Here is a 24574-nt window from a genome sequence, read left to right as displayed (position 1 = left end):
ACCCTTCCTTTTGAAATTGCAATATTTCTTAAAAAGAACTTACTATAATCTTTGTTTCGCAGTTATTATTCAGTTTTCAAGGTACGTCTTTGAGTGTCCTTTTCAGGGCCCTCAAAATCGAACAATATCTACTCTTCTCGTTTGTTACCTGTCCAAGGACTGTCCATCTTTTGATGTCCTGTCCTTGCCTGACTCCTTAGAAAGGAGGTGATCCAGCCGCAGGTTCTCCTACGGCTACCTTGTTACGACTTCACCCCAATCACCAGTTTTACCTTCGGCGGCGTCCTCCTTGCGGTTAGACTACCGACTTCGGGTCCCCCCGGCTCTCATGGTGTGACGGGCGGTGTGTACAAGGCCCGGGAACGTATTCACCGTGGCATGCTGATCCACGATTACTAGCAATTCCGACTTCGTGCAGGCGAGTTGCAGCCTGCAGTCCGAACTGGGACGTTGTTTCTGAGTTTTGCTCCACCTCGCGGTCTTGCTTCTCTTTGTTTAACGCCATTGTAGTACGTGTGTAGCCCAAGTCATAAAGGGCATGATGATTTGACGTCATCCCCACCTTCCTCCGTTTTGTCAACGGCAGTCTGGCCAGAGTCCTCTTGCGTAGTAACTGACCATAAGGGTTGCGCTCGTTGCGGGACTTAACCCAACATCTCACGACACGAGCTGACGACAACCATGCACCACCTGTCTCCTTGCTCCGAAGAGAAAACACATTTCTATGTCTGTCAAGGGATGTCAAGACTTGGTAAGGTTCTTCGCGTTGCGTCGAATTAAACCACATACTCCACTGCTTGTGCGGGCCCCCGTCAATTCCTTTGAGTTTCAACCTTGCGGTCGTACTCCCCAGGTGGATTACTTATTGTGTTAACTGCGGCACTGAAGGGGTCAATCCTCCAACACCTAGTAATCATCGTTTACGGTGTGGACTACCAGGGTATCTAATCCTGTTTGCTACCCACACTTTCGAGCCTCAGCGTCAGTTGGTGCCCAGTAGGCCGCCTTCGCCACTGGTGTTCCTCCCGATATCTACGCATTCCACCGCTACACCGGGAATTCCGCCTACCTCTGCACTACTCAAGAAAAACAGTTTTGAAAGCAGTTTATGGGTTGAGCCCATAGATTTCACTTCCAACTTGTCTTCCCGCCTGCGCTCCCTTTACACCCAGTAATTCCGGACAACGCTTGTGACCTACGTTTTACCGCGGCTGCTGGCACGTAGTTAGCCGTCACTTCCTTGTTGGGTACCGTCATTATCTTCCCCAACAACAGGAGTTTACAATCCGAAGACCTTCTTCCTCCACGCGGCGTCGCTGCATCAGGGTTTCCCCCATTGTGCAATATTCCCCACTGCTGCCTCCCGTAGGAGTCTGGGCCGTGTCTCAGTCCCAATGTGGCCGTTCAACCTCTCAGTCCGGCTACCGATCGTTGCCTTGGTGGGCCATTACCTCACCAACTAGCTAATCGGACGCGAGGCCATCTCAAAGCGGATTGCTCCTTTTCCCTCTGGTCGATGCCGACCCGTGGGCTTATGCGGTATTAGCAGTCGTTTCCAACTGTTGTCCCCCTCTTTGAGGCAGGTTCCTCACGCGTTACTCACCCGTTCGCCACTCGCTCGAGAAAGCAAGCTCTCTCTCGCTCGTTCGACTTGCATGTGTTAGGCGCGCCGCCAGCGTTCGTCCTGAGCCAGGATCAAACTCTTTATAAATGATATTTATCACTTAAAAGTGTTAAATCTTGTTCGCTCAGCACGCAATCGCTTGCGTCCTGTGTGAATTACTTTTGGAATTGTTTTTAGTGTTTTTCCAAACACTTAAAAGGTTCCTTACAAGTTTTTCGATATTGTTCAATTTTCAAGGTCCTGTAGCGCCTCAGCCTTGCGGCTGACGACCTGTTTATTTTACCACCGAAGTGGCTTTTTGTCAAGCCTTATTTTTTAGAAGCTTTTGAACTTTCTGAACTTGGACATCCAAGAAGTTTCTCAGAACAAACCGTGAGCTTGTCGGGGTGAGTCCCCTCCATCTTGCTTTCGCAAGACCGCTCTGTTTGCTTGAACGCCCCACTGGGGCGATTCATTGCTTTCGCAACCGCAAAACTTTTCAGCGTCTATTGGTTCTTTTCAAGGGCTTTCTGCTGAGGCTTTGGAAGTCATTCTTTTGCCTCAGCGCTTGGCGCTCAAGTATAATACCACACCCCCGCCTCCTTGTCAACACTTTTTGACAGATTTTTTCCATTCTTTTTTGCGTGCACCCCAAAACAGCAGCAGGCCGCAGGAAAAACTGCGCCGCAGCTGCATTGCAGCTGCGGCGGCAAAAGCGGAAGAGTCCTCTCCCGGAACTATTCAGGTTTTCAGGATCTTCGCAGGGTCAGCCAGACTGCAGCAGCCAGCATGGGCAGCATTCCGATCAGGCCAATGGGTGCCGGACCCAATACATTGTAATAGCTGTCTGCCGGGTTCGTCAAAACCACAAACAGCGCTGCCACCGCATTGAATGCGCCGTGTGCGATGGACGGAACCCAGATGCACCCGGTCTTTTCATAGAGCCAGTCCAACAGGGTATTGAGCGCAAAGCAGACTATGCACCACACGAAAAGGCCCAGCACTGGCGCACCCAAGTAGTTGGTGCCGTATTCGTAGCCTACCAGCAGCATCAGCGGCCAGTGCCAGACACCCCAGATCACGCCGCCCAGCAGGCGGCCGTTGAGCAGGCCGAGCTGCGCCTTCAGGTGAGGCATCATATACCCGCGCCAGCCGGCTTCCTCACCCAAAGCTGCGAACATATTGATGACCGGAGCCAGCGTGACCGCGAACAGACCTGTTTCCAGCATGTAGCTGAAGTTGGATACGCCCAGCTCCCTGCGCAGGGTCTGAGCGTCCATCTCGCCGCCGTAGGCCGCTGCCAGCCAGCTGCCGGAGAGGTCCAGTCGATGCGGGAACACCGCAAAATAGAGCACTGCGGCCAGCACCGTAAATACCGCCGGGCCGAACCACGCCGCCAGCCAGTAGCGGCGCTTGCCCTGCACCTTCCAGCCGATGCCGGTGGGCTGGCGCAGAAAGACCTTTTGCACCAGCAGCACCGCCAGCAGCGGGCAGAGCATGGTGGCGACCAGCGCCAACTGATACAGCACGGCATTCTGCTTTTGCAGCAGCACCATGCAGCCGCCGACCTGACACAGCCATGCCAGACCAAATGCTAACAGGAAATAAAGGCCGAAGCCCTGCTTTTCTTTTGTGGTCATACGAACTTCACCGCCGTTCCATAAGCAATAACCTCTGCTGCGCCCTGCATGACGCTGGCGGAAGCGTAGCGCATCCCTACAACTGCATCCGCACCAAGGGCCTCTGCATCCTTGACCATGCGTCCTGTGGCGATCTGCCGGGCTTCGGTGAGCATATCCGCATAGTCGGTCACTTCACCGCCCACCAGCGTGCGGAACCCCGCCATCAGATCGTGGCCCAGATTGCGGCTCTGCACCGTGCTGCCGCGCACCACGCCCAGCGCTTCCAGCTTTTTGCCGGGCACCTCGTTAATAGTTACGATAAGCATCTTCTTCTCCCTTTCCGATCTCTTCAATGCGTTCCAGCAACACCTTCAGCGTGCCCACGATGCACCCCACCGGGATGCCGAACAATACGATGAGCAGCGGCAGCGGCGGCGCTTCCTGCGGGTCGCTGTAAAAGGCCCACGCCATCGTTGCGATCACAAAAGCCATCAGCGCCACAAAAAGGGCAGCGCCGATACAGGCACCGCGGATGCGCTCGCCTTTTCGGTCTGTGCGTTCAATGTTCACAAAGGTCACTCCCTGTTCCTCCCGTGCAGCAAGGCGCGCAAGCGTCTGCTCCACATCCAGTTCTTCAAGGTTTCCGGAAGCCTTTTCCAATACGGTACAGAAGCCGATGGCTTCGTCCAGATCCTTGCGGCGGGTGCTCAGACGTTCCAGCTGCTGGGCCATTCCCTCGGCCAGCGTCTTCTGCCCTTCCAGCATTTCCCGGATCTCGGCCAGCGGCACATCCAGCTTGCGCAGTAGCTTGATGCGGCGCAGGCGTTCCACGTCCGCCTGCGAGTAGCTGCGGTAGCCGTTGCCCGGCTCGCGGCTGGGGGTAATGAGCCCCTCCTCCTCGTAAAAGCGGATATTCTTTTTGGTCACGCCCACAACGGCTTCCACTTCGTTGATCTTCATGGTTCCGGTGCCTCCTTACGTGCCTATGTTACACCTTCCAGAAAGGGGAAGGTCAATAGATTTTAATAGAAAAGTGAGACTCCCCCAGTCTGCTTCGCAGACAGCCCCCTCGGAGATGGGGCCTTTGGCAAAACATAAAACTTTGCCGCACTGCCAAAGGCTCCCTCCTTGAGGGAGCTGGCGAGCGAATGCGAGACTGAAGGAGTTCTTATTTTATCAGAAGTAGCACTTGATCTGGAACCGGTCGGCGCTGTCCTGCTTTTTCTCCACCACAATGTGCTCATGGTTGAAGTCGAAGTGCACCGGGGTACACAGGTCGGTATTGCGGGTCAGGCGCAGCAGTTCCTGCACCCGCTTTTTCTCCTCCGGCACATAGAACAGGTAGCTCACGCCCTCCTTTTTGGCACGGCCGGTGCGGCCGATGCGGTGGGTGTAATGTTCGTTCTCACTGGGCACATCGTAGTTGATCACGGCATCCACATCCGAAACATCGATGCCGCGGGCGGCAACGTCGGTGGCTACCAGAATGGCCAGCTTGCCGTCCCGGAAGTTCTGCATGATCTGGTTGCGCTCCTTCTGGGAGAGGTCGCCGTGGAGGCAGTCCACCGAGAAGCCCAGCCGTGCCAGCTGGTTGGCCAGAGTGGCAGTGTTGAACTTGGTATCGCAGAACACCATCACCCGCTTGTAGTTCTCACCAATGATGATCTGTGCAAGGTCGGAAAGCTTGTTGCGGCCAGAGGTCTCCAGCATATACTGGGTGATCTTGGGCTGGCTTTCTTCCTTGGGCTGGACGGTGATCTCCTCGGCGTTGTGCTGGTACAGCCAGCCGATGTCCATTACCTCGCGGCTGATGGTGGCCGAGAACATGGAGAGGGACTTGCGGGCCTTCATCATTTCAATGATATGCCGCACATCCTTATAGAAGCCCATGTTCAGCATTTCGTCGGCCTCGTCCAGCACGATCTGGGTCACATGGGAGATATCAATGGAATGGTGCTTGTAGTGGTCCATCAGACGGCCCGGCGTTGCCACCACGATCTGGCAGCCCTCGGCAAGGCGCTTTGCCTGCTTTTCCATGTTGGCACCGCCGTACACGCAGGCCACCTGCACTTCGGGCATGAAATAGGTCAGCTCTTCCAGCTCCTGCGCGATCTGCTGGGCCAGCTCCCGGGTGGGGGCCATGATCACGGCCTGCGGGTACTTGTTTTCCGGTAAGATATGCTCCGCCACTGGGATGCCGAAGGCACAGGTCTTGCCGGTGCCGGTGGGGGCTTTTGCGATCACGTCATAGCCCGCCATCATGACGGGGATAGTCTTTTCCTGAATTTCGGTCATTTCGGCAAAGCCCATGCGCTCCACGGCCTTGTGGATGGCATCGCTGCACTGCAACTCACTGTAAAGCATCTGATTCTCCGTTCCTTTGTCATTTTATATTCTGAACCCAGTATAGCATGAAATGCCACACTTGTCAGCAGGTTCTTAACGAACTCCTTCCGTCATCGCTAATGCGATGCCACCTTCCTCCCAGAGGGAGACTTTTCCGCACGGCGAGGCTCCCTCTCCGAGGGAGCTGTTGAGCAAATGCGAAACTGAGGGAGTTACAAACAAAAAGAGCTGCGCCCCGAGTGGAGGGCACAGCTCTTTGCATTTGATTTGAGGATCAGACAGCTTCCTCAGTCTTGGCAGCCTTGCCTGCTTCCAGCTTCTGCTTGAAGCGGCCGCTGGCCTTGAAGCCGGGGATGGAGGTGGACTCCAGACGGCTGGAAACCTTGGTCTTGGGGTTGGTGTAGGCCTTGGGCTTGCGGGGACGCATCTCAAAACGGCCAAAGCCTGCGATGGTCACCTTCTCGTCTGCGCGCAGGCAGTCGGCGATCTGGTCAAACATTGCATCCATCGTGGTCTCGACCTGTGCTTCGGTGAAGCCGGTCTTGCGTGCCACAGTCTCGATCATCTGGGAACGGGTCATGTATCTATATCCTCCTGGAGTGTCCAAAAGTAACGTCTTTTGGCAAATTTTGCGTTGTTGAGTATAACATAATTCACACACTGTTTGCGACAGATTGCGCACAAAACGTCATTTATTGCGCACGAACTTATGTAATCTCTCTCCGTCCTTCACAAATACAGCGCCCGCTGTTTTGGCGGGCGCTGCAAAAAAGCATTTTACGGGTAATTCGTGAGGTAATTATTTGCGGTGATACAGGGTGGCAATATCCACCAGCGGGATATTTTCCAGACTGTGATCACTGCGCAGGCAGTCCACCAGAGCGTTGGCGGTATCCACTGCGGTGATGCAGGGGATGCTCAGCTCCACAGCCTTGCGGCGCAGGCGCACGGAGTCGCGCTTGGGGTCACGGCCCTTAGCGCTGGTAGAGAACACATAATCCACCAGACCGCTCTGCAGCAGGTCCACGATGTTGGGCGACTCGCCGGACATATTGCGCACCTCGTTGCAGGGCACCATGTGCTTGTTGAGCCATGCGCAGGTGCCGGAGGTACCGTACAGCTTGTAGCCCATGCTCTTGAGCTTCCATGCGATATCCACGAACTCCGGCTTGTCGCTGTCCTTCACGGTGAAGATGCAGCAGCTTGCAGGGCCGGGGGTCTTGAAGGTGTAGCCCGCGCCGATAAGGCCCTTGAGCAGGGCATCGTGGTAGTTGGGGGCAATGCCCAGCACTTCGCCGGTGGACTTCATCTCGGGGCCGAACTGGGTATCCACACCGTGCAGCTTTTCAAAGCTGAACACAGGCACCTTGACGGCCACATAAGGTGCGTTGGGGTGCAGGCCGGTGCCGTAGCCCATATCTGCCAGCTTTTCGCCCAGACAGCAGCGCACCGCCAGATCCACCATGGGCACGCCGGTGACCTTGGAGATATACGGCACGGTACGGGAGGAACGTGGGTTCACCTCAATGACGTACACCTTGCCGTTGGAAACTGCGTACTGCACGTTCACCAGACCGTTGACATGCAGCTCGCGGGCAAAGCGGCCGGTGTAATCCACCATGGTGTCGATCTCGGCCTGAGTCAGGTGCTGTGCCGGGTAGACACAGATGGAGTCGCCGGAGTGCACGCCGGTGCGCTCCACCTGCTCCATAATGCCGGGAATCAGGAAGTTTTCGCCGTCGCAGATGGCATCCACTTCGCACTCGGTGCCCAGAATATACTTATCCAGCAGCACAGGGTGATCCATGTCCACATGCTCGGTGATAACGCCCATGTACTCGATCACGTCCGCCTTGGTGTAGGCCACGATCATGTTCTGACCGCCCAGCACGTAGGAGGGACGCATCAGCACCGGCAGGCCGATCTCGTCGGCGGCAGCCAGAGCCTCGTCCAGATTAAAGACAGTGCGGCCCGGTGCGCGGGGGATCCTGCAGCGCTCCAGCAGCTCGTCGAAGCGCTCACGATCCTCTGCTTCGTCGATGGCATCTGCCGGGGTGCCCAGAATGGGCAGGCCGATCTCGTCCATGTGCTTTGCCAGCTTGATGGCAGTCTGGCCGCCGAACTGCACCACGCAGGCATCCGGCTTCTCGGTGGCAATGATGTTGTCCACGCTCTCCGGGTTCAGCGGGTCAAAGTACAGACGGTCGCCGGTGTCAAAGTCGGTAGAGACGGTCTCGGGGTTGTTGTTGACCAGAATGGCTTCGCAGCCGTGCTTCTTCAGGGTCCACACACAGTGCACCGAGCAGTAGTCGAACTCGATGCCCTGACCGATGCGGATGGGGCCGGAACCAAAGACCAGAACCTTCTTTTTCCTGGGTTCGCCCTTGGCAGATGCTTCGGCTTCCTTCTCGGCAATGAACTCAGCAGCTTCGTTGTCGCCGTCGTAGGTGGAGTAGAAATAGGGGGTGTTGGCCGAGAACTCGGCAGCACAGGTATCCACCATCTTGAAGCCGGCGCGGTAGTTCTCCACAGGCAGGGTGTCTACCTGTGCCAAACGCTTGATGGTCTTATCCTGGAAGCCGTATTTCTTGGCAGTCTTGTACTGCTCTTCGGTCAGCACGCCGTTGCACTTGGCAAGACCCTTTTCCAGATCTGCCAGATGCTGCATCTTGTCCAAAAACCACCAGTCGATCTTGGTGATCTTGTAAATGGTCTCGTGGTCGATGCCGCGCTTGAGGGCCTCGTACACGCAGAACACGCGTTCGGCATCCTGAACATGCATGTGGGCCACGATCTCGTCATCGGTCAGCTCCTCAAAGGGCTTGTGGGTCAGGGTGTCCATACCCAGCTCAATGGAGGAGACTGCCTTCATCATGGCAGCCTCGAAGCTGTTGCCAATGCTCATCACCTCGCCGGTGGCCATCATCTGGGTGCCCAGAGACTTGTCGGCGTAGACGAACTTATCAAAGGGCCACTTCGGGTACTTGACCACGATGTAGTCCAGCGCAGGCTCAAAGCAGGCGCAGGTCTTGCCGGTGACATCGTTGGTGATCTCGTCCAGCGTGTAGCCAATGGCGATCTTGGTGGCCACCTTGGCAATGGGATAGCCGGTGGCCTTGGAGGCCAGCGCGGAAGAGCGGGACACACGGGGGTTGACCTCGATGACCGCATAATCAAAGCTGTCCGGCTTCAGAGCAAACTGGCAGTTGCAGCCGCCCTCGATGCCCAGCTCGGTGATGATGTCCAGCGCAGCGGTGCGCAGCATCTGGTACTCGTGGTCGGTCAGGGTCTGGGAAGGAGCCACGACCACCGAGTCACCGGTGTGGATGCCCACGGGGTCGAGGTTTTCCATGTTACACACGGTGATCACATTGCCCTTGTGGTCGCGCATGACCTCGTACTCGATCTCTTTCCAGCCGGCAATGCACTTTTCCACAAGGATCTGATGGATGGGGGAAAGGCGCAGGCCGTTGGTGCCGATCTCGATGAGCTTTGCCTTGTTCTCGCAGATGCCGCCGCCGGTGCCGCCCATGGTAAAGGCCGGACGCACGATGACCGGGTAGCCAATGCGGTCTGCACAGGCCAGAGCGTCCTGCAGCGTTTCCACCACCTCAGAGGGGATGATGGGCTGGTGCAGCTTTTCCATGGTCTCCTTGAACAGCTCGCGGTCCTCGGCCCGGTCGATGGTCTCGGGCTTGCAGGCCAGCAGACGGATGCCGGTGCGGTCCAGATAGCCGGAGCGGGCCAGCTCCATGGACAGATTCAGGCCCATCTGACCGCCGAGGTTCGGCAGCACGGAGTCCGGCTTTTCGATGTCCAGAATGCGCTCCACGACTTCCAGCGTCATGGGCTCGATGTAAACATGGTCGGCCACATCCGGGTCGGTCATGATGGTTGCGGGGTTGGAGTTCAGCAGAACGGTCTCGATGCCCTCTGCCTTCAGGGCGCGGCAGGCCTGCGTGCCGGAGTAATCGAACTCCGCAGCCTGACCAATGATGATGGGGCCGGAGCCAATGACCAGCACCTTCTTGATTCTAGGGTCCTTCGGCATTTCAGCGTGCCTCCTTTTTTGCTGCTTTGACGTTGTTCAGGAAGCGGTCGAACAGAAACTCGGTATCCTTGGGGCCGCCGTTTGCTTCCGGGTGGAACTGCACGGTAAAGCAGTTCCACTTCTTGTACTTGATGCCCTCACAGGTGCCGTCGTTGGCGTTCACCTGTGCCACCTCGCCCATCTCGGCGGGCAGCTCGTCGCCCACCACAGCGTAGCCGTGGTTCTGGCTGGTGATGAAGGTGCGGCCGGACTCAAAGTCGGTCACGGGCTGGTTGGCACCGCGGTGGCCGTATTTGAGCTTCATGGTCTTGGCACCGGCTGCCAGAGCACTCAGCTGGTGGCCCAGACAGATGCCGAAGGTGGGGATGTTCAGCTCAAAGATGTGCTTGAGGTTCTCGATGACCTCCACGGGTTCCGCCGGGTCGCCGGGACCATTGGACAGCATGATGCCGTCCGGAGCAAGGGCCTTGATTTCCTCTGCCGTTGCAAAGGCGGGCATGACCGTCACCTTGCAGCCGCGCTTGACAAGGCAGCGCACGATGTTGCGCTTGCAGCCGTAGTGCATCAGCACGATATGGGTCTCGCCCTGCGGGTTGAACACCTCGGGCTTTTCACAGGTAACATTCTTCACCGCATCGGTGACGGCGTAGGCGCGGATCTGAGCCAGCAGAGCCTCGGTCTCGGCCTTGTTGGCCGGGTCGGCGGGGTCGAAGGTGGTCAGGATAGCACCGTTCATCACACCGCTCTCGCGGATGATGCGGGTCAGGTGGCGGGTGTCGATGCCCTCAATGCCGATGGTGTTGTTCTTTTTCAAAAAGCTGTCCAGCGTTTCCTCGCAGCGCCAGTTGGAGGGGGTGGTGCAGGCCTCGCGCACGATGTAGCCCTTTGCCCAGATGCGGTCGGACTCCATGTCGTCCTTATTCATGCCGTAGTTGCCGATAAGGGGGTAGGTCTGGGTGATGATCTGGCCATAGTAGCTGGGGTCGGTCAGGGTCTCCTGAAAGCCCACCATGCCGGTGGCAAAGACCACCTCGCCCACGGTGACACCCTCGGCACCCACCGACTGGCCGGCAAAGACCATGCCATTTGCCAAAAGAAGATATGCGTTCATAGTTTTCCTCGTTTCAACACATTACAGGGTCTGCTTTGCTTCCTGCTTCATCTTGCGGCTGCCCAGATGCACCAGCGGCAGCTTGCCCTCCTTGCAGATGGGGCACTCTTCCGGTGCGTAGTTGGGCAGGTCCAGCTTGAGGGCGCTTGCCACGATGGGAATGGGAGACGGAGCCTCGGGCTTGGTGCGGTCCACCACGCAGGTGATGCCCACGCAGATGCCGCCGTTCTCTTCGATCACGCGCTTGGTCTCCAGAGAGGAGATACCGGTGGTGACCACGTCCTCAGCAATGAGACACTTCTCACCCGGGTGGATGGCGAAGCGCTTCAGGGTCATCACATTGTCCACGCGCTCGGTAAAGATGGCGCGCTTGCCGGTCTGGCGGGCCAGCTCGTAGGCGTACACGATGCCGCCCATGGCCGGGCCGACGATCACATCCACGTCCATTTCCTTGACCTTATCTGCCACGGTCTTCATGACCTCGGCGCAGCGGTCGGGGTACTGCTGCAGGTAGGCCATCTGGCAGTATGCGCTGGAATGGCGGCCGGAGGACAGCAGGAAGTGACCTTCCAGGAACGCGTCACAGCTCTTCAGGATCTCAAGTGCTTCACTCATTGTACTTCTCCCTCTCTTTTATAAAAATGTCTTTTGAACGGTATTGTACCACGCTTTTGCGTGATTTGCAAATTTATGCAGCGACTTTGTTTTTATGCGTATAAATCAGCATTTTGCTGGTATATCAATTGGATTATTCAGCATTCCGGGCACATCCACGGATCTCGTCCAGCGTTTTCACGCCGTTCTTGTCCATCCATGCGGCCATCTCGTCGGCAATGGTCTCCATGGCGCGGGGGTTGGCAAAGTTTGCGGCACCCACCTGCACCGCCGCAGCACCGGCCATGATGAACTCCAGTGCGTCACGGCCCGTGGCGATGCCGCCCAGACCCACCACCGGGATGTTCACAGCGCCCACGGCCTGCCACACCATGCGCAGGGCAATGGGCCGCACCGCCGGGCCGGACAGGCCCGCAAAGATGTTGTTGAACACCGGGCGGCGCTTTTCCAGATCGATGGCGCAGGCCTGGAAGGTGTTGGTCAGGCTGATGGCATCCGCACCGGCGGCTTCCACGGCCTTGCACATCTCAGGGATGTTCTCGGCCTGCGGGCTCAGCTTGACCATCAGGGGCTTTTTGCAGGCAGCGCGCACCATGCGCACCACCTCACCGGCAGCTTCGGCTTTCACGCCGTAGGCCATGCCGCCCACCTTGACGTTGGGGCAGGAGATGTTCAGCTCCACGATGTCCACTGCGCTGTCGCTCAGCATCGAGGCACCTTCCACATACTCTTCCTCACTGTGGCCGCCAAGGTTAGCAATGGCCACCGTGCCGTACTTCTGCTTCAGTTCCAGCATCTCGGGCAGCTCCACGTCAATGAAGTGCTGCACGCCGGGGTTCTGCAGGCCGATGCTGTTGATGAGGCCGGAGGGGGTCTCCCACAGGCGCTCGCCCTTGTTGCCGTACTGGCCGTGCAGGGTCAGGCCCTTGCCGGAGATGCCGCCGATCTTGGCAAAGTCTGCCAGCTCTTCGTACTCCACACCGTAGCCCACAGTGCCGGATGCGCCGATGACCGGGCTGTTCATCACAAAGCCCAGCAGGTTGGTTTTCAGGTCAGCCATCAGAAGAACACCTCCGTTGCATCAAATACCGGGCCGTTCTTGCACACGCTCTTGCCCTCGCCGCCCCTGGTCTCGCAGGTGCAGCCAAGGCAGGCACCAATGCCGCAGGCCATCTTCTTTTCCATGCTCACAAAGCAGGGGGTGCCCTTTTCGGCACACAGGCGGGCGGCATTGCGCATCATGACCGTGGGGCCGCACACCAGCACCACATCGTAGTCGGCGGGGTCGTACAGCTGGGTGACAAAGCCGTGGAAGCCCACTGCGCCGGTGTCGGTGGACACCTTGACAAGGTTTGCGATCTCGCGGTACTCCTCCATGCAGTAGGGGGCATCCCGGAAGCCGAAGAACACATCCGGCTTCACACCTGCCGCTGCCAGTTCACGGGTGAGCTGGAACATGGGCGCGGTGCCGATGCCGCCGCCCACCACAGCGATCTTTTTGTACTTGCTCAGGATGTCCGGCACATCAAAGCCGTTGCCCATAGGGCCGGTGAGCTGGAAGGTATCCTTCATTTTGAGCTGCGCGATCTTTTCAGTGCCCTCGCCCACCACCTGATACAGAAACTCGATGGTGCTGCTGTCCGGGTTCCAGCGGTGCACGCTGATGGGCCGGGACAGGAAGGGGGCTTCGTCTGCGCCCCATGCACGCAGGGTAAAGAACTGGCCTGCGTGGGGTGCGTGATCGCGGTCCGGCCAGACCACCGTCAGCAGGCGGATGTCCGGGGCAATGACCTCATTGCGCAGAACAGTGGCTTCACAGCAGGCTGCACGCATGAGCAATGGCCTCCTTCATATTCACACATTCGTTGTAAGCGGCTTCGTCAAAGGCAGTGCCCGGCTGCTTCTTATAGGCCAGCAGGATGCCGCGGCTGGAGTTGACCACGCCGCCGTTGCCCTTGGTAAGGTACTGGGCAATGTCCTCGGCCTTGCCGCCTTGTGCGCCGTAGCCGGGGATCAGGAAGAAGCTGTCCTGATACTTTGCACGGATCTCGGTGGCCTCCTCGATGTGGGTGCCGCCGATAACCAGACCGATGGAGGAGTAGCCGTGCTCGCCCATGTAGTCCTTGCCCAGAGCGTTCAGCTTGTCGCCCACCAGATCGTAGACGTGGCGGCCGTCGGCCAGCTTCTCATACTCAAAGTCCTTGGCACCGCCGTTGGAGGTGCGGCAGAGCACGAACATGCCCTTGCCCTGCTTTTCGGCGTAGGGCAGGTAGGGGCTGATGGAGTCCAGACCCATATAGGGTGCCAGCGTGACGAAATCACTCTCGAAATCGCCGGTAAAGTGACCCATGGCGTACATCTCGGCGGTCTTGGCAATGTCGCCGCGCTTGATGTCGGCGATCACCGGCACACCGGCCTCGCGCACCGCCTTCAGGGTGTCGGCGTAGGCCTTCATGCCCTCAAGGCCCAGAGACTCGTAGTAAGCGATCTGCACCTTGTAGCAGCCTGCCACGGCCTTGGTGGCGTCGATGAGCTTCTTGTTGAAGCGCACGATGTTCTCACCGCGGGACAGGGTGCTGTCCACGAAGTCCTCGGGCAGGTAGCTGAAATCGGTATCCAGACCTACGCACACCGGGCCGCGGGCTTCCACTGCTTCGTAAAGCTTATCCATGTTGGTCATTGTGGGTTCCTCCTGTTTGCTCTCTTATCGATTCTTATCTTATATAGTATTGTTTTTTCAATCCTCTGCCTGATAGGTCAGCTTGCCGCCCTTGATGGTGGCGCACACCTTGCCGTACAGCTCAGCGCCGTCGAACGGGGTGTTGTGAGATTTGGAGTGCAGCTTGTCCTTGTCCACGGTGTAGAGGGTATCCAGATCCACCAGCACAAAGTCCGCGTCGTAGCCCGGCTCCAGCTGGCCCTTGGCAAGGCCCAGAATTTCTGCCGGGCGGGTGCTCATCAGGTGCACCAGCACTTCCAGCGGCAGGCCTTCCTGCTTGCAGAGCTTGGTGTAGCAGACGCCGAAAGCGGTCTCACTGCCCACCATACCGGCCATGCCCTTGAGCTTGTCCTCTTCGGAGTGGGGCGCGTGGTCGGTTGCAATGGCATCCACGATGCCGGTGCGGATGCCGTCCACCAGCGCCTGCACATCGTCGGCGGTGCGGATGGGCGGGTTCACACGGTAATCGCAGGTATCATTGGTGAACCACAGGTGGTGCGGGGTCACCTCGCAGGTGACGGGTGCCCCCCGCAGCTTTGCCATCTGGATGGCATCCAGCGCACCGCGGGTGGACACGTGGCACATGTGCAGCTTGGTCTGGTAGTATTCGCTCAGCCAGCAGTTGCGCACCGTCTCGATGTCCTCAGCCAGACGGTAGTCCCACGGGCTGATCTCCATATCCTCGGCGTGGCTCATCACGGTGATATCCTTCTGGGTGCAGATGGCGAAAGCCTTTGCCATGGTGGCATTGTCCTGCACGCCGTGGCCGTCCTCGGTGATGAACTTCACACCGGCAGGCAGGGTCTTGAGGTGGTCGATGCTCACACCGTCAAAGTTCTCGGTGATGGAGACGGTCTGGTTCACACCGCACAGGCCTACTTCGGCAGCCTTCTGCTCCACCATGAACGCCTGTGCCGCAGAAGAGCACACCGGCTTTGTGTTGGGCATCAGGTTCACGAAGGTGTAACCGCCGGCGGCTGCGGCGCGGCTGCCGGTCTCGATGTCCTCCTTGTACTCAAAGCCCGGGGTGCGCCAGTGGCAGTGCAGGTCCACAAAGGCGGGCAGCACGGTCAGCCCGCCGGCATCAATGACCGTTTCGTTCTCCCCGGCCAGTGCCTCCAGCTCCTGACCTACAGCAGCGATCCTGCCGTCCTTTACAAAAATCTCAAGCGGTCTTCCTTCGGTGTTCACAGCATTTACAAGCAGCATCGCAGTTCCCTCCTGATTTGCGTTTGTCTGGTTCGGCTTTCCGGCTTACGGGCAAAAAAAAACTTTTCCCCGCAAAGGGAAAAGCTCATTCCACAAAAAAAGGAAACAACGAACCCACGGCAAAACCGGATGCGAACTGCTTGTTCAGTTTGGTGCACATCGCGCTTTTCTGCATGGTGCTGTCTCCTTTTATAAGTCTGGAATCTTTTCATAATATTTTAGCATAGAAGCGCGAAATGTGTCAATGCTTCCGCATATATTTTGTTGCAAAAAGGTTTGCCGCTTCCCTCCCGGAATTTTAGCTACTCTACCCAAAAGCAGTTTTTCCCCGCCAGATTCAGGGTTAGTCATGTCAATTCCTAGCATATTGCTGTACATTCCCGTCCGGGTGTGCTATTATAATATGGTCAAAAGAGTCAGAGGCTGTTTTCATGGCAGAGGCGTGATTTTTATTCAGAGCAGCTTCATCGGAATCAGGAAAGAGAGGGTTTTCCCATGGGTTTGTTGGAGGACGCGCGGAACATCCAGCGCAAGGACCCCGCTGCACGCAACGTGCTGGAGGTCATTTTGCTGTATCCGGGCTTTCACATTCTGGTGTATCACCGCATTGCGCACTGGCTATACCAGCACAAGCGGTTCTTTCTGGCCCGGTGGGTCAGCCAGCATGGCCGCCGCCGCACCGGCATCGAGATCCACCCCGGTGCCACCATCGGCAGATGCCTGTTCATTGATCACGGCATGGGCATCGTGTTCGGCGAGACCTGCGAGATCGGGGACAACTGCACCATCTACCACGGTGTCACTCTGGGCGGCACCGGCAAGGACACCGGCAAGCGCCACCCCACTCTGGGCAACAACGTGCTGATCGGTGCAGGCACCAAGGTCCTTGGCCCGGTGTATATCGGGGACAACTCCCGCATCGGCGCAGGCAGCGTGGTGCTGCGCAATCTGCCTGCCAACTGCACCGCTGTGGGCGTGCCCGCCGAGGTGGTGCGCATCAACAACAAGGCCGTGAACCCGGCGGACGATCTGGACCAGCAGGATCTGCCGGATATCGTAGCCCAGCGCCTGACCGATCTGGACCGCCGTCTCGGCGCGCTGGAAAACGCTGCGCAGGGCGACACCCCGCCCACGGCAGCACAGATCGCCGCACGACAGAAGTCGTAACGATTCAGAATGCCCTCCGCTCTCGCTCTGGGCATTATTCAAGGAATTTATATTTTTTAGATGCAAGTCGGAAAATCCTGCGGGATTTTCCGACTTGCCTTTTCACTGGAGCGGGCACAATGAAGAAGTGGCCTGTTTCCCGGCTGTGCGGCTGTTTCCGCAGGAAACAAGCACAGACAGATCAAGTTTCCCTCTTGGACCCTTTCCGTGAAAATGCAACAGCGGACAGCCCGCAGGCTGTCCGCTGTTGCTCTATTATAAGATATTTTTCCGCTGAAGGTGCCCAGAGCGCAAGCGGAGGGCATTTTCAATAAACCCTTTTTCCGCAGCCTTCCCCGGCGCAGAGAGCTTTCACCTTCTGCACCGCAGCGGCCACCAGATCGCTGATGGGCTGCTCCGGCACACCCACGATATAGTTTTCGCAGTGGTTCACCGGGATGAGCACCCGCGTCGCATGGCTCTGGCACACGGCTGTGGCCATGGCGGGCGTGATCTCGCCCAGCAGTGCATCCGCAACGACGATGCCGATGGGCCCCACGATGATATCCGCGCTGCGGCAGTTCACCACCACGGCGTTCTCGCCGGTGGCGGCACGCGGGGCACCGGCCTTGCGCATGGCGTTTGCCGCCAGACTGTTGGTGCCCACCGCAGTGAGCCGGGCCTCCGGACACTGCGTGCTCAGAGCTGCCACCAACTGTTTGCCAAGGCCCCCGCCCTGCCCGTCGATGACGAGCACATTCATCGGCTGCATCAGAAGTCGATCTCCTCAAGGCGCAGCAGCGCGATGATATAGATCTTCACGGCTTCCAGCAGCTTGTCGATGGGTGCCGCTTCGTTTGCACCGTGCATCGGGCCGCCAAATTCCGGCAGCGGCAGGTCCACATGCTCGGGGCCAAAGCTGACCGCATAGGGGAAGTGGCGGGCATAGGTGCCGCCGCCCATGGTGAAGGGCTTAGCGTTCTCGCCGGTCACTTCGTTGTAGGTGTTGATGCAGGCCAGAATGGCAGGGCTGTCTGCTTCAATATAGAAGGGCTCGGCAGCGGTCACATCGCGCAGCTCAGCGCCATCGCCCAGTGCGGCACGGATCTGCTCGGTCATCTTTTTGCCGTTGGTGCAGGTGGGGAAGCGGCTGTCCATGGTCTGGAAAATGCGGCCATCTTCCATGTAGATGCGGCCGCCGATCACAGTCAGCGGGCCAAAGGGGCCGTCGGCGCAGTTGATGCCCAGACCCTCACCGGCAGTAGAAGCGTGCAGCTTGCGCACGGCCTCCAGATAGGCGCGCTCGGTCTCATTGCACAGGCCATTGTCCAGCAGGTAGTTCACCACCAGACCAATGGCGTTCACGGTGCCCTGCGGCATGGCTGCGTGGCCGGACTTGCCCCAGCCGCGGATGCGCACGCCGTCGCCTTCCGGCTCCAGCGTGATGTTGGGGGCATTCTTCAGCTTAGAGATGTCGGTCCTGACCAGCGCGCTTGCACGGTCGGGCACGGCGTTGTTTGCCACGCCGCCCTCGATCTCCACGATGACGCCGTTGCACACCGGGCTGACGATCTTGGCACCGAACAGGCCCTTCTCGCCGTTGCACACCGGGAACTCGGCATCCGGGGTAAAGCAGAAAGCGGGAGCCGGGTAGTTCTTGAGGTAGTAGTCCACATCCTGCATGTGGGTCTCCTCGTTGGTGCCTGCCAGTGCGCGGATGGGGTAGCGCAGCTCATAGCCCTGCTCCTTGAGGAACTTCAGGGCATACAGGGTAGCCACCATGGGGCCTTTGTCGTCGGCAACGCCGCGGCCCAGCAGCCAGCCGTCCTGAATGCGCATGGTGAAGGGGTCGGCCGTCCAGCCGTTGCCCACGGGCACCACGTCCACATGGCAGATGGTCGCCAGATACTTTTCAGGGTCCTTGCCGGCCAGCTCTGCATAGCCGATGTAGTTTTCACAGTTGCGGGTGGCAAGGCCCATGCCTGCAGCCAGCTCCAGCGTCTTGTCCAGTGCGGCGCGGGGGCCTGCGCCATAGGGTGCGCCCTCTTCCGGGGTGCCCTCTACGCTGTTGACTGCCACCAGAGCGGCAATATCCTTCAGCAGCTGTTCCTTGTTTTGCGCAATATATGCGTCGATTTTCTGATTCAGTGCCTGATCCATGATCTTATCGTTCCTTTCTGTCCGGCAGCTTTGCGCCGCCGGTTTCAAAACACCTTTTTATTTTAGCATACTCAGCGGCAAAATGCCATTGTCAATTGTTGTTCTTTGCCAGAACACAGTCTTTTTTTCTCAGCCCACCGAGAACAGGGTGCTCAGCGCACCCAGTAGGCCCGCGCTGGCCAGACCCATGATGATGCCCGCCAGCAGCACGCCGCCCATACAGGCCTTGACCACGTCCTTGAACTTCATATCCAGGATCGAGCCCGCCAGCGTCCCGGTCCACGCGCCGGTGCCCGGCAGCGGGATACCCACGAACAGCAGCAGCGCCACCACAAGGCCGCGGCCCGCCTTGGCTTCCAGTGCGCGGCCGCCTTTCTCGCCTTTGACGATGCAGAACTTGCAGATTGGCCCGATAAGGGGCTTGTGGTAGCCCCAGATCAGGAATTTGCGTGCAAACAGATAGATGAACGGCACCGGGATCATGTTGCCCACCACGCACACCAGATAGGTGGGCAGGATGGGCAGGCCCATGCCAAGCCCGATGGGGATGGCTCCGCGCAGTTCAATGAGCGGCACCATGGAAACAAAAAATACCAGCAGATAGCTTTTGAGCATAGAGTCTCCTTTTTCCTGCTCTTTCCGGGAGAGCAGGCATTTTTTACAGGTTACAGGTCAATGTCCAGCTCCACCGGGCAGTGGTCTGAGCCGAAGATCTCGTTGTGGATCTCCGCCGCGCGGATCTTATCGGCAATGCGGCGGGACACGATGAAGTAATCGATGCGCCAGCCCGCATTCTTCTCGCGGGCGTGGAAGCGGTAGCTCCACCAGCTGTACTTCACCTCATCCGGGTGCAGCACGCGGAAGCTGTCGGCAAAGCCTGCGTCCAGCAGTTCGGTCATTTTGCCGCGCTCCTGATCGGTAAAGCCTGCGCTCATGTGGTTGGTCTTGTCGTTCTTGATGTCGATCTCCCTATGGGCAACATTCAGATCGCCGCACAGGATCACCGGCTTTTTTGCGTCCAGTGCCAGCAGGTAGGCACGGAAGGCATCCTCCCACTCCATGCGGTAGTCCAGACGCTTCAGCCCGTCCTGACTGTTGGGGGTATAGCAGTTCACCAGCCAGAACCCCGGGTATTCCAGCGTGAGCACACGGCCCTCGTGGTCGTGCTGCTCAATGCCGATGCCGGTGGTCACGGACAGCGGCTGCTCACGGCACCAGCAGGCCGTGCCGGAGTAGCCCTTCTTCTCGGCAGAATAGGTATACTCGGTGTAGCCATCCGGCGCAAAATCCGCCTGACCGGGCTGCATCTTGGTCTCCTGCACCGAAAAGATATCGGCATCCAGAGCCGCAAAGCTCTCGGCAAAGCCATGGGTCAGGCAGGCGCGCAGGCCGTTGACGTTCCAGCTGATCAGTTTCATAGGTATACTCCTCTTTATGTTATGCCTGATATTTGGTTTTCCATACACCGCTGCGGAAGCGGAGCACAAAGCATGTCACGCGGCAAACCCAGTCAATGATCATTGCGATCCACACGCCCACAGCGCCCCAGCCCATGCGCACGCACAGCAGGTAGCTGAAGCCCAGCCGCCACACCGCCATGCTCAGGATGGACACGATCATGGTGAACTTCACATCGTTGGCTGCACGCAGGGCGTTGGGCAGCACGAAGGACAGGGTCCACAGCAGGATGGCAAAGCCTGCATGGATACGTACCAGCAGCTCAGAAAGCACCATCGTCTCACCGGACAGCGCGTAGATGCCGATGAGCTTGTGCAAAAACAGCAGGATGGCACCGTTGGAAAGACTCATTGCGATGTAAGACCACACCGTCAGCTTGCGGGTATAATAAACAGCCTGCTCGTCGTCCCGCGCACCGATGCAGCGGCCCACCACCGTGATCATGGCAAGGCTCAGGGCCTTGCCGGGGATAACGCCCATGCCGTCCAGATTGTTTGCCACGGCGTTTGCTGCGATCTGCACTGTGCCGAAGGTGGAGATCATGCTCACCACCAGAATGCGTCCAGCCTCGAACAGGCTGTTCTCAAAGGCGGACGGGATGCCGATGCCCAGAATGCGCTTTGTCATCTTTGCATCCAGCCGGGTGGTCTTTGGCACCGTGATGGCATTGCCCTTCTGGTAGCACTTGCGCAGGATAAGGGCCGCTGCCACCACACGGGACAGCACGCTGGGCCATGCAACGCCGTCTACACCCATTTTAAATCCGAAGATGCACACTGCGTTGCCCACAATGTTGATCACGTTCATCAAAAAGCTGATCTGCATGGAGATCTTGGAGTTGCCCATGCTGCGGAACAGTGCCGCACCGCCGTTATACAGTGCCAGAAACGGATAACTGATGGCGATGATACGCAGGTACAGCACGCTGGCATCCAGCACATCGGCATCGATGGCACCGTAGAACAGCCGGATCATCGGCCTTGCAAAAACAAAACAGAATGCCCCCACCAGCAAACCGAATACGCCGCTGAGCAAAAGCAGCTGGCCAGAGCTTGCATCGGCCTCCTTCTGCTCCCGCGCACCCAAAAACTGGCTTACCACCACTGCGCCGCCAGTGGCCAGCGCCGCAAACAGCACGATGATGAGGTTGTTGATCATGTCCACAAGGCTGACACCGGAAATGGCCGCTTCGCCGCAGCGGGACACCATCATGGTATCGGCCATACCCACGGTCACTTCCAGCAGCTGCTCCACCAGCAGCGGGCCGGTCAGCAGCAGCAGTTCCTTTTGTGTGAACAGCGGCTTCCGCCCTCCGAAGAGCGGCTTTTTTGTTCCGCTCACCGCCTGATTTTCCATTGATATGCTCCTTTCCCCGTGCCGGGCCATCCCGCTCGGACACATACGCCCACCCTTCGCAGGGCAGACTTCCCATTGAATGTATTCATCTTAGCACACGGACCGGTTCTTGTAAAGAACTGTCGCATTCTGCGTCTTTTTTGCCGCCGTTCCGGGCCGCACCGGCTCATTTTTATGCTTGTTCGTCAGTTTGCCGGGAACTTTTCGTTGAATTTGTGCGTTTCTCCAAAAATGCGATTTTTCGCACGTTTATCGGTGAAAAATCGAAAAAAGGGCTTGTAATTCTTCCAAAAAAGTGGTATGTTGTATCCAACAAAGGCACTACGTTGGATACATGGACTTCTACGAGCGGTTCTTCGCTCAGCACAAAACCTTTGTTCTTAAAATTGCTATTTTCTTCATTTACCTTCTTATCATTTACCCTGCCTGCCCCGCAAGGGGCAAGAAAAGCGATGACTCAACCTGCACGAGTCACCGCTTTTTCTTTTTGTCTGTGCTATCGCAGGCCTAACCATTTAAATGCCCTCCGTTTCACTCTGGGCATTTTTAGCGGAAAATTATTTTTTATTGCAAATAAGCCAGCCCTGCGGAGCTGGCTTGTTTGCTTTTTCACAGAAAAAGTTGCTTCTTGTGCAGAGAGCAGTCGCGTGGGACAGGCTTCATAGCTTTTATAAAAATCATCGCCGCCGGGGACGCTCCGCTGGGCCAGAGGCAGGGAGGGGTGTTTCGAGTCCCCCCTCCCTGCCTCTGGACTCCACCCACCCCGCAACGAGAAAGGGGCTGCTCGCCCCTAGTAACCCCAAAGCTGTTGGGCTCCATACAAAAAATCCAAGTCGCTTCGCTAAAGGATTTTTTGTGTTCCGCCGATTTAAAGTCGCTTACGCGACAAGCCGTGCGGGCAAGCTTTCGCTTTATCCGCTGCGCGACAGCCGCAGGCTGACAGCAGCAAGATGCCGTCAGCCGTTACGGCTCTTACCGTGAAAAAAGCAAATCAGGAAAATCCGCAGATTTTCCTGATTTGCAAATATAAAAATATTTTTCCGCTGATGATGGCGCAGCGCACGCGGAGCCATTTTAAATCTTCAGCCCTTCACAAGTTCCGCAAACGCCTTCCGCACATCGCCAGAGAAATACAGCGTGCCCAGTGCGCACACCGGGCCTTCGCCGCCCAGCTCCACCGCCCGGGCCACGCCCGCTTCAATGGAAGCTGCCGCTTCCGCCCTGCAGCCATAGGCCCGGATGTGTTCTGCCAGGGTTTCGGCAGGCATGGAGCGCGGCGTGTGCGCCGCCACCGTGACGAACCGCACCGCCAGCGGTGCCAGCAGGCTGAGCATCTGGTCCACATCCTTGTCTGCCATGATGCTGACCAGAAAAACGAACTTCTGCCCGGGGAAGCGGTCTCTCAGGCTCTGCACCGTGGCCCGCATTCCGTGGGCGTTGTGGCTGCCGTCCAGTAGAAACGCCGGTTCGTGCCGCAGCAGTTCAAAGCGGCCCGGCCAGCTCACCGTTTCAAGACCGGTACGGATGGCATTTTCCGGGATGTTCCAGCCATGGGTGCGCATCACCCGCAGAGCCGTGATAGCCAGCGCCGCATTTCGGGGCTGGTAGCTGCCGATCAGGGGCAGGTGCACATCCGTCAGGCCGTCAAAGTCGAACTCCACCGCGTCAAGGCTGCCGCCCTCGTATTTCAGCCTGCTGAAATCCACCTCAGTTAGCTCGGCATGCTTTTCAGCACAGACGCGGCGGATAACAATATCTGCCTCCGGCACGCCGCCGTAGCTCACCACCGGGCACTCTTCCTTGATGATCCCCGCCTTGGCGGCGGCAATGTCCGCAAGAGTGGGGCCAAGCTCCTTCACATGATCCATGCCCAGTGCCGTGATGACTGCGCACTCCGGGGCATCAATGACGTTGGTGGAATCCAGCGTGCCGCCAAGGCCCACCTCCAGCACCACGATCTCACATTTCTGCTGGGCAAAATAGAGCATCCCAAGCGCCGTGATGATCTCAAACTCGGTGGGCACATCTTCCATGGCATCGGCGGCGGGCTTTACCTGCTCCACTAGTTTCACCAGCTCTTCATCCGGGATCTGCACGCCGTTGATCTGGATGCGCTCGTTGAAGCGGTTGATGAAGGGCGAGGTGTACAGGCCCACCCGATAGCCCGCGGCCTGCAGGCAGGATGCCATCATGGAGGCGGTGCTGCCCTTGCCGTTGGTGCCTGCAACATGCACGAATCTGAGCTGTTTGTGCGGGTCGCCCAGTGCGGCCAGCAGGGTGCGGGTGCGCGTCAGGCCTGGCTTGTGGCCGGCCCACTGGACCGCATGGATGTATTCCATTGCCTGTTCGTAATTCATTGTAATGCCTCTTTTTACTTTTTCACCATCTTCATCAGGGTACGGTTCTCCAGCAGGATGCGCAACAGCACAGTGTTCACCGCAGCCAGGATCAGTGCATTGGGGATGCGCACTGCCAGCGTTGCCCACGGGTAGCCGTAGAAGATGCGCAGTGCCAGCGAGGTGATGACCATGGAACCCACAAAGTGTCCCAGCAGCACGCTGATCTGCAGCCGCAGGCCGGTGCGCAGCCCGGGCAGCTTCTGCCATGCAAGCCCCGTCACCAGACCAATGGCACCCGCGCCCAGCGTGATGAGCGGGTTGATGGCGTAGCCTGCCAGCACGCCGCCGATCATATCGGCCACAGCGCCCACGGCAAAGCCGGCACCGGGGCCGAACAGCAGCGCTGCCAGCAGCACCGGCAGGCTGCCCAGATTGAACCGCACAAAGCCGGTGGAGATGCTCAACACTCGGCTGAACACGATGCTCATTGCCACCAGCAAGGCCAGCATGGTGAGCGTGCGGACGGAATTTTTCGAGTTGTTCATATCAACTGTCCTCCTTGCAAAAGGAATACCGGGCGGGCGGTCTGCACAAACAAAAACGCCCTCCCTGTGACAAACCGCACAAAGGAGGGCGTGAATCCAACAACTTTCACTTCCGGGCGGGACGCAAGCCGTCTCGCCTGCACCCAAGTCCATGCAGCAGCGGGATGCAGACCATGCACCGCGGGTACACCTTCGTCCACAGCACAACTCCCCGTTGATGCGGCACTTAACGCACATGGTCTTACTCTGTTGATGGTTTTATTATAGTCCTTTTGCCGCAGCCATGCAACCGCC

21 protein-coding genes, 1 rRNA gene and 1 riboswitch are annotated in these 24574 nt (G+C 58.1%); of the genes, 2 read left to right on the top strand and 20 right to left on the bottom strand.

The window, feature by feature from the left end:
* Positions 1-200: 200 nt before the first annotated feature.
* The 13 genes from ACGHP1_RS02520 to ACGHP1_RS02460 all read right to left on the bottom strand — a co-directional run bounded on the left by ACGHP1_RS02520 (position 201) and on the right by ACGHP1_RS02460 (position 15276).
* Positions 201-1711 (bottom strand): 16S ribosomal RNA (locus tag ACGHP1_RS02520).
* Positions 1712-2352: 641 nt separating this feature from the next.
* On the bottom strand, positions 2353-3243 hold the full coding sequence (locus ACGHP1_RS02515) for a CPBP family intramembrane glutamic endopeptidase (protein ID WP_338427622.1): 891 nt from the start codon (positions 3241-3243) through the stop codon (positions 2353-2355).
* Entirely contained in the window at positions 3240-3551 is a 312-nt protein-coding gene (locus tag ACGHP1_RS02510; protein ID WP_005944222.1) for a heavy metal-binding domain-containing protein, read from the bottom strand. The genes ACGHP1_RS02515 and ACGHP1_RS02510 overlap by 4 nt, the downstream gene beginning before the upstream one ends.
* The gene (locus tag ACGHP1_RS02505) at positions 3532-4185 is read right to left on the bottom strand and encodes a MerR family transcriptional regulator (protein WP_097774362.1); all 654 of its coding nucleotides are present in this window, start codon (positions 4183-4185) and stop codon (positions 3532-3534) included. The genes ACGHP1_RS02510 and ACGHP1_RS02505 overlap by 20 nt, the downstream gene beginning before the upstream one ends.
* A 216-nt stretch (positions 4186-4401) precedes the next feature.
* A complete protein-coding gene (locus tag ACGHP1_RS02500) occupies positions 4402-5589 on the bottom strand; it encodes a DEAD/DEAH box helicase (RefSeq protein ID WP_005944218.1) in 1188 nt (395 codons plus the stop codon).
* Positions 5590-5845: 256 nt separating this feature from the next.
* On the bottom strand, positions 5846-6151 hold the full coding sequence (locus tag ACGHP1_RS02495) for an HU family DNA-binding protein (RefSeq protein WP_005944215.1): 306 nt from the start codon (positions 6149-6151) through the stop codon (positions 5846-5848).
* Positions 6152-6370: 219 nt separating this feature from the next.
* Positions 6371-9622 carry a carbamoyl-phosphate synthase large subunit gene (carB, locus tag ACGHP1_RS02490; protein ID WP_097781371.1) on the bottom strand — a complete coding sequence of 1084 codons (3252 nt, stop codon included), beginning with the start codon at positions 9620-9622 and terminating at the stop codon, positions 6371-6373.
* A 1-nt stretch (position 9623) separates the two neighbouring features.
* Positions 9624-10733, bottom strand: a complete 1110-nt coding sequence (locus ACGHP1_RS02485; protein WP_005944209.1) for a carbamoyl phosphate synthase small subunit — start codon at positions 10731-10733, stop codon at positions 9624-9626.
* 21 nt (positions 10734-10754) lie between these two features.
* Positions 10755-11348, bottom strand: a complete 594-nt coding sequence (gene pyrE, locus ACGHP1_RS02480; RefSeq protein WP_005944207.1) for an orotate phosphoribosyltransferase — start codon at positions 11346-11348, stop codon at positions 10755-10757.
* Positions 11349-11481: 133 nt separating this feature from the next.
* Positions 11482-12408, bottom strand: coding sequence for a dihydroorotate dehydrogenase (locus ACGHP1_RS02475; RefSeq protein WP_294648827.1), 927 nt, complete (start codon positions 12406-12408; stop codon positions 11482-11484).
* On the bottom strand, positions 12408-13181 hold the full coding sequence (locus ACGHP1_RS02470) for a dihydroorotate dehydrogenase electron transfer subunit (protein WP_390507543.1): 774 nt from the start codon (positions 13179-13181) through the stop codon (positions 12408-12410). The genes ACGHP1_RS02475 and ACGHP1_RS02470 overlap by 1 nt, the downstream gene beginning before the upstream one ends.
* Entirely contained in the window at positions 13162-14028 is an 867-nt protein-coding gene (pyrF, locus tag ACGHP1_RS02465; protein WP_097777455.1) for an orotidine-5'-phosphate decarboxylase, read from the bottom strand. The genes ACGHP1_RS02470 and pyrF overlap by 20 nt, the downstream gene beginning before the upstream one ends.
* A gap of 57 nt (positions 14029-14085) precedes the next feature.
* On the bottom strand, positions 14086-15276 hold the full coding sequence (locus ACGHP1_RS02460) for a dihydroorotase family protein (RefSeq protein ID WP_390507541.1): 1191 nt from the start codon (positions 15274-15276) through the stop codon (positions 14086-14088).
* Between the two features lie 495 nt (positions 15277-15771).
* Between ACGHP1_RS02460 and epsC the strand changes: the two genes are divergently transcribed.
* The gene (gene epsC / locus ACGHP1_RS02455; RefSeq protein ID WP_005944190.1) at positions 15772-16443 is read left to right on the top strand and encodes a serine O-acetyltransferase EpsC; all 672 of its coding nucleotides are present in this window, start codon (positions 15772-15774) and stop codon (positions 16441-16443) included.
* A 307-nt stretch (positions 16444-16750) separates the two neighbouring features.
* Here epsC and ACGHP1_RS02450 read toward each other — a convergent pair whose 3' ends face one another.
* The 5 genes from ACGHP1_RS02450 to ACGHP1_RS02430 form a co-directional block, all read right to left on the bottom strand.
* Positions 16751-17185 carry a DUF3842 family protein gene (locus ACGHP1_RS02450; protein ID WP_044954000.1) on the bottom strand — a complete coding sequence of 145 codons (435 nt, stop codon included), beginning with the start codon at positions 17183-17185 and terminating at the stop codon, positions 16751-16753.
* Positions 17186-17193: 8 nt separating this feature from the next.
* Complete coding sequence (locus ACGHP1_RS02445) at positions 17194-18582, bottom strand: Sapep family Mn(2+)-dependent dipeptidase (RefSeq protein WP_291016399.1); 1389 nt, start codon at positions 18580-18582, stop codon at positions 17194-17196.
* 129 nt (positions 18583-18711) lie between these two features.
* Complete coding sequence (locus ACGHP1_RS02440; RefSeq protein ID WP_005944184.1) at positions 18712-19197, bottom strand: small multi-drug export protein; 486 nt, start codon at positions 19195-19197, stop codon at positions 18712-18714.
* Positions 19198-19247: 50 nt separating this feature from the next.
* Positions 19248-20000 carry an exodeoxyribonuclease III gene (locus tag ACGHP1_RS02435; RefSeq protein ID WP_005944181.1) on the bottom strand — a complete coding sequence of 251 codons (753 nt, stop codon included), beginning with the start codon at positions 19998-20000 and terminating at the stop codon, positions 19248-19250.
* Between the two features lie 19 nt (positions 20001-20019).
* Positions 20020-21396 (bottom strand): MATE family efflux transporter, encoded by a 1377-nt coding sequence (locus ACGHP1_RS02430; RefSeq protein ID WP_223388192.1) that lies wholly within the window; start codon positions 21394-21396, stop codon positions 20020-20022.
* A 215-nt stretch (positions 21397-21611) separates the two neighbouring features.
* Between ACGHP1_RS02430 and ACGHP1_RS02425 the strand changes: the two genes are divergently transcribed.
* Positions 21612-22061 carry a hypothetical protein gene (locus ACGHP1_RS02425; RefSeq protein ID WP_390507537.1) on the top strand — a complete coding sequence of 150 codons (450 nt, stop codon included), beginning with the start codon at positions 21612-21614 and terminating at the stop codon, positions 22059-22061.
* Between the two features lie 417 nt (positions 22062-22478).
* Here ACGHP1_RS02425 and ACGHP1_RS02420 read toward each other — a convergent pair whose 3' ends face one another.
* Together ACGHP1_RS02420 and ACGHP1_RS02415 are read right to left on the bottom strand one after the other, a co-directional pair.
* On the bottom strand, positions 22479-23753 hold the full coding sequence (locus tag ACGHP1_RS02420) for a bifunctional folylpolyglutamate synthase/dihydrofolate synthase (RefSeq protein ID WP_390507535.1): 1275 nt from the start codon (positions 23751-23753) through the stop codon (positions 22479-22481).
* Between the two features lie 14 nt (positions 23754-23767).
* Complete coding sequence (locus tag ACGHP1_RS02415) at positions 23768-24280, bottom strand: folate family ECF transporter S component (protein WP_223388194.1); 513 nt, start codon at positions 24278-24280, stop codon at positions 23768-23770.
* A gap of 155 nt (positions 24281-24435) precedes the next feature.
* Positions 24436-24531: riboswitch (THF riboswitch) on the bottom strand.
* Positions 24532-24574 lie beyond the last annotated feature (43 nt).

Source organism: Faecalibacterium sp. i21-0019-B1, from assembly GCF_042852915.1.
Taxonomy (GTDB): Bacteria; Bacillota; Clostridia; order Oscillospirales; family Ruminococcaceae; genus Faecalibacterium; species Faecalibacterium taiwanense.
Note: the sequence above shows the minus strand (reverse complement) of the source record. Positions and strands in the feature narration are given on the sequence as shown.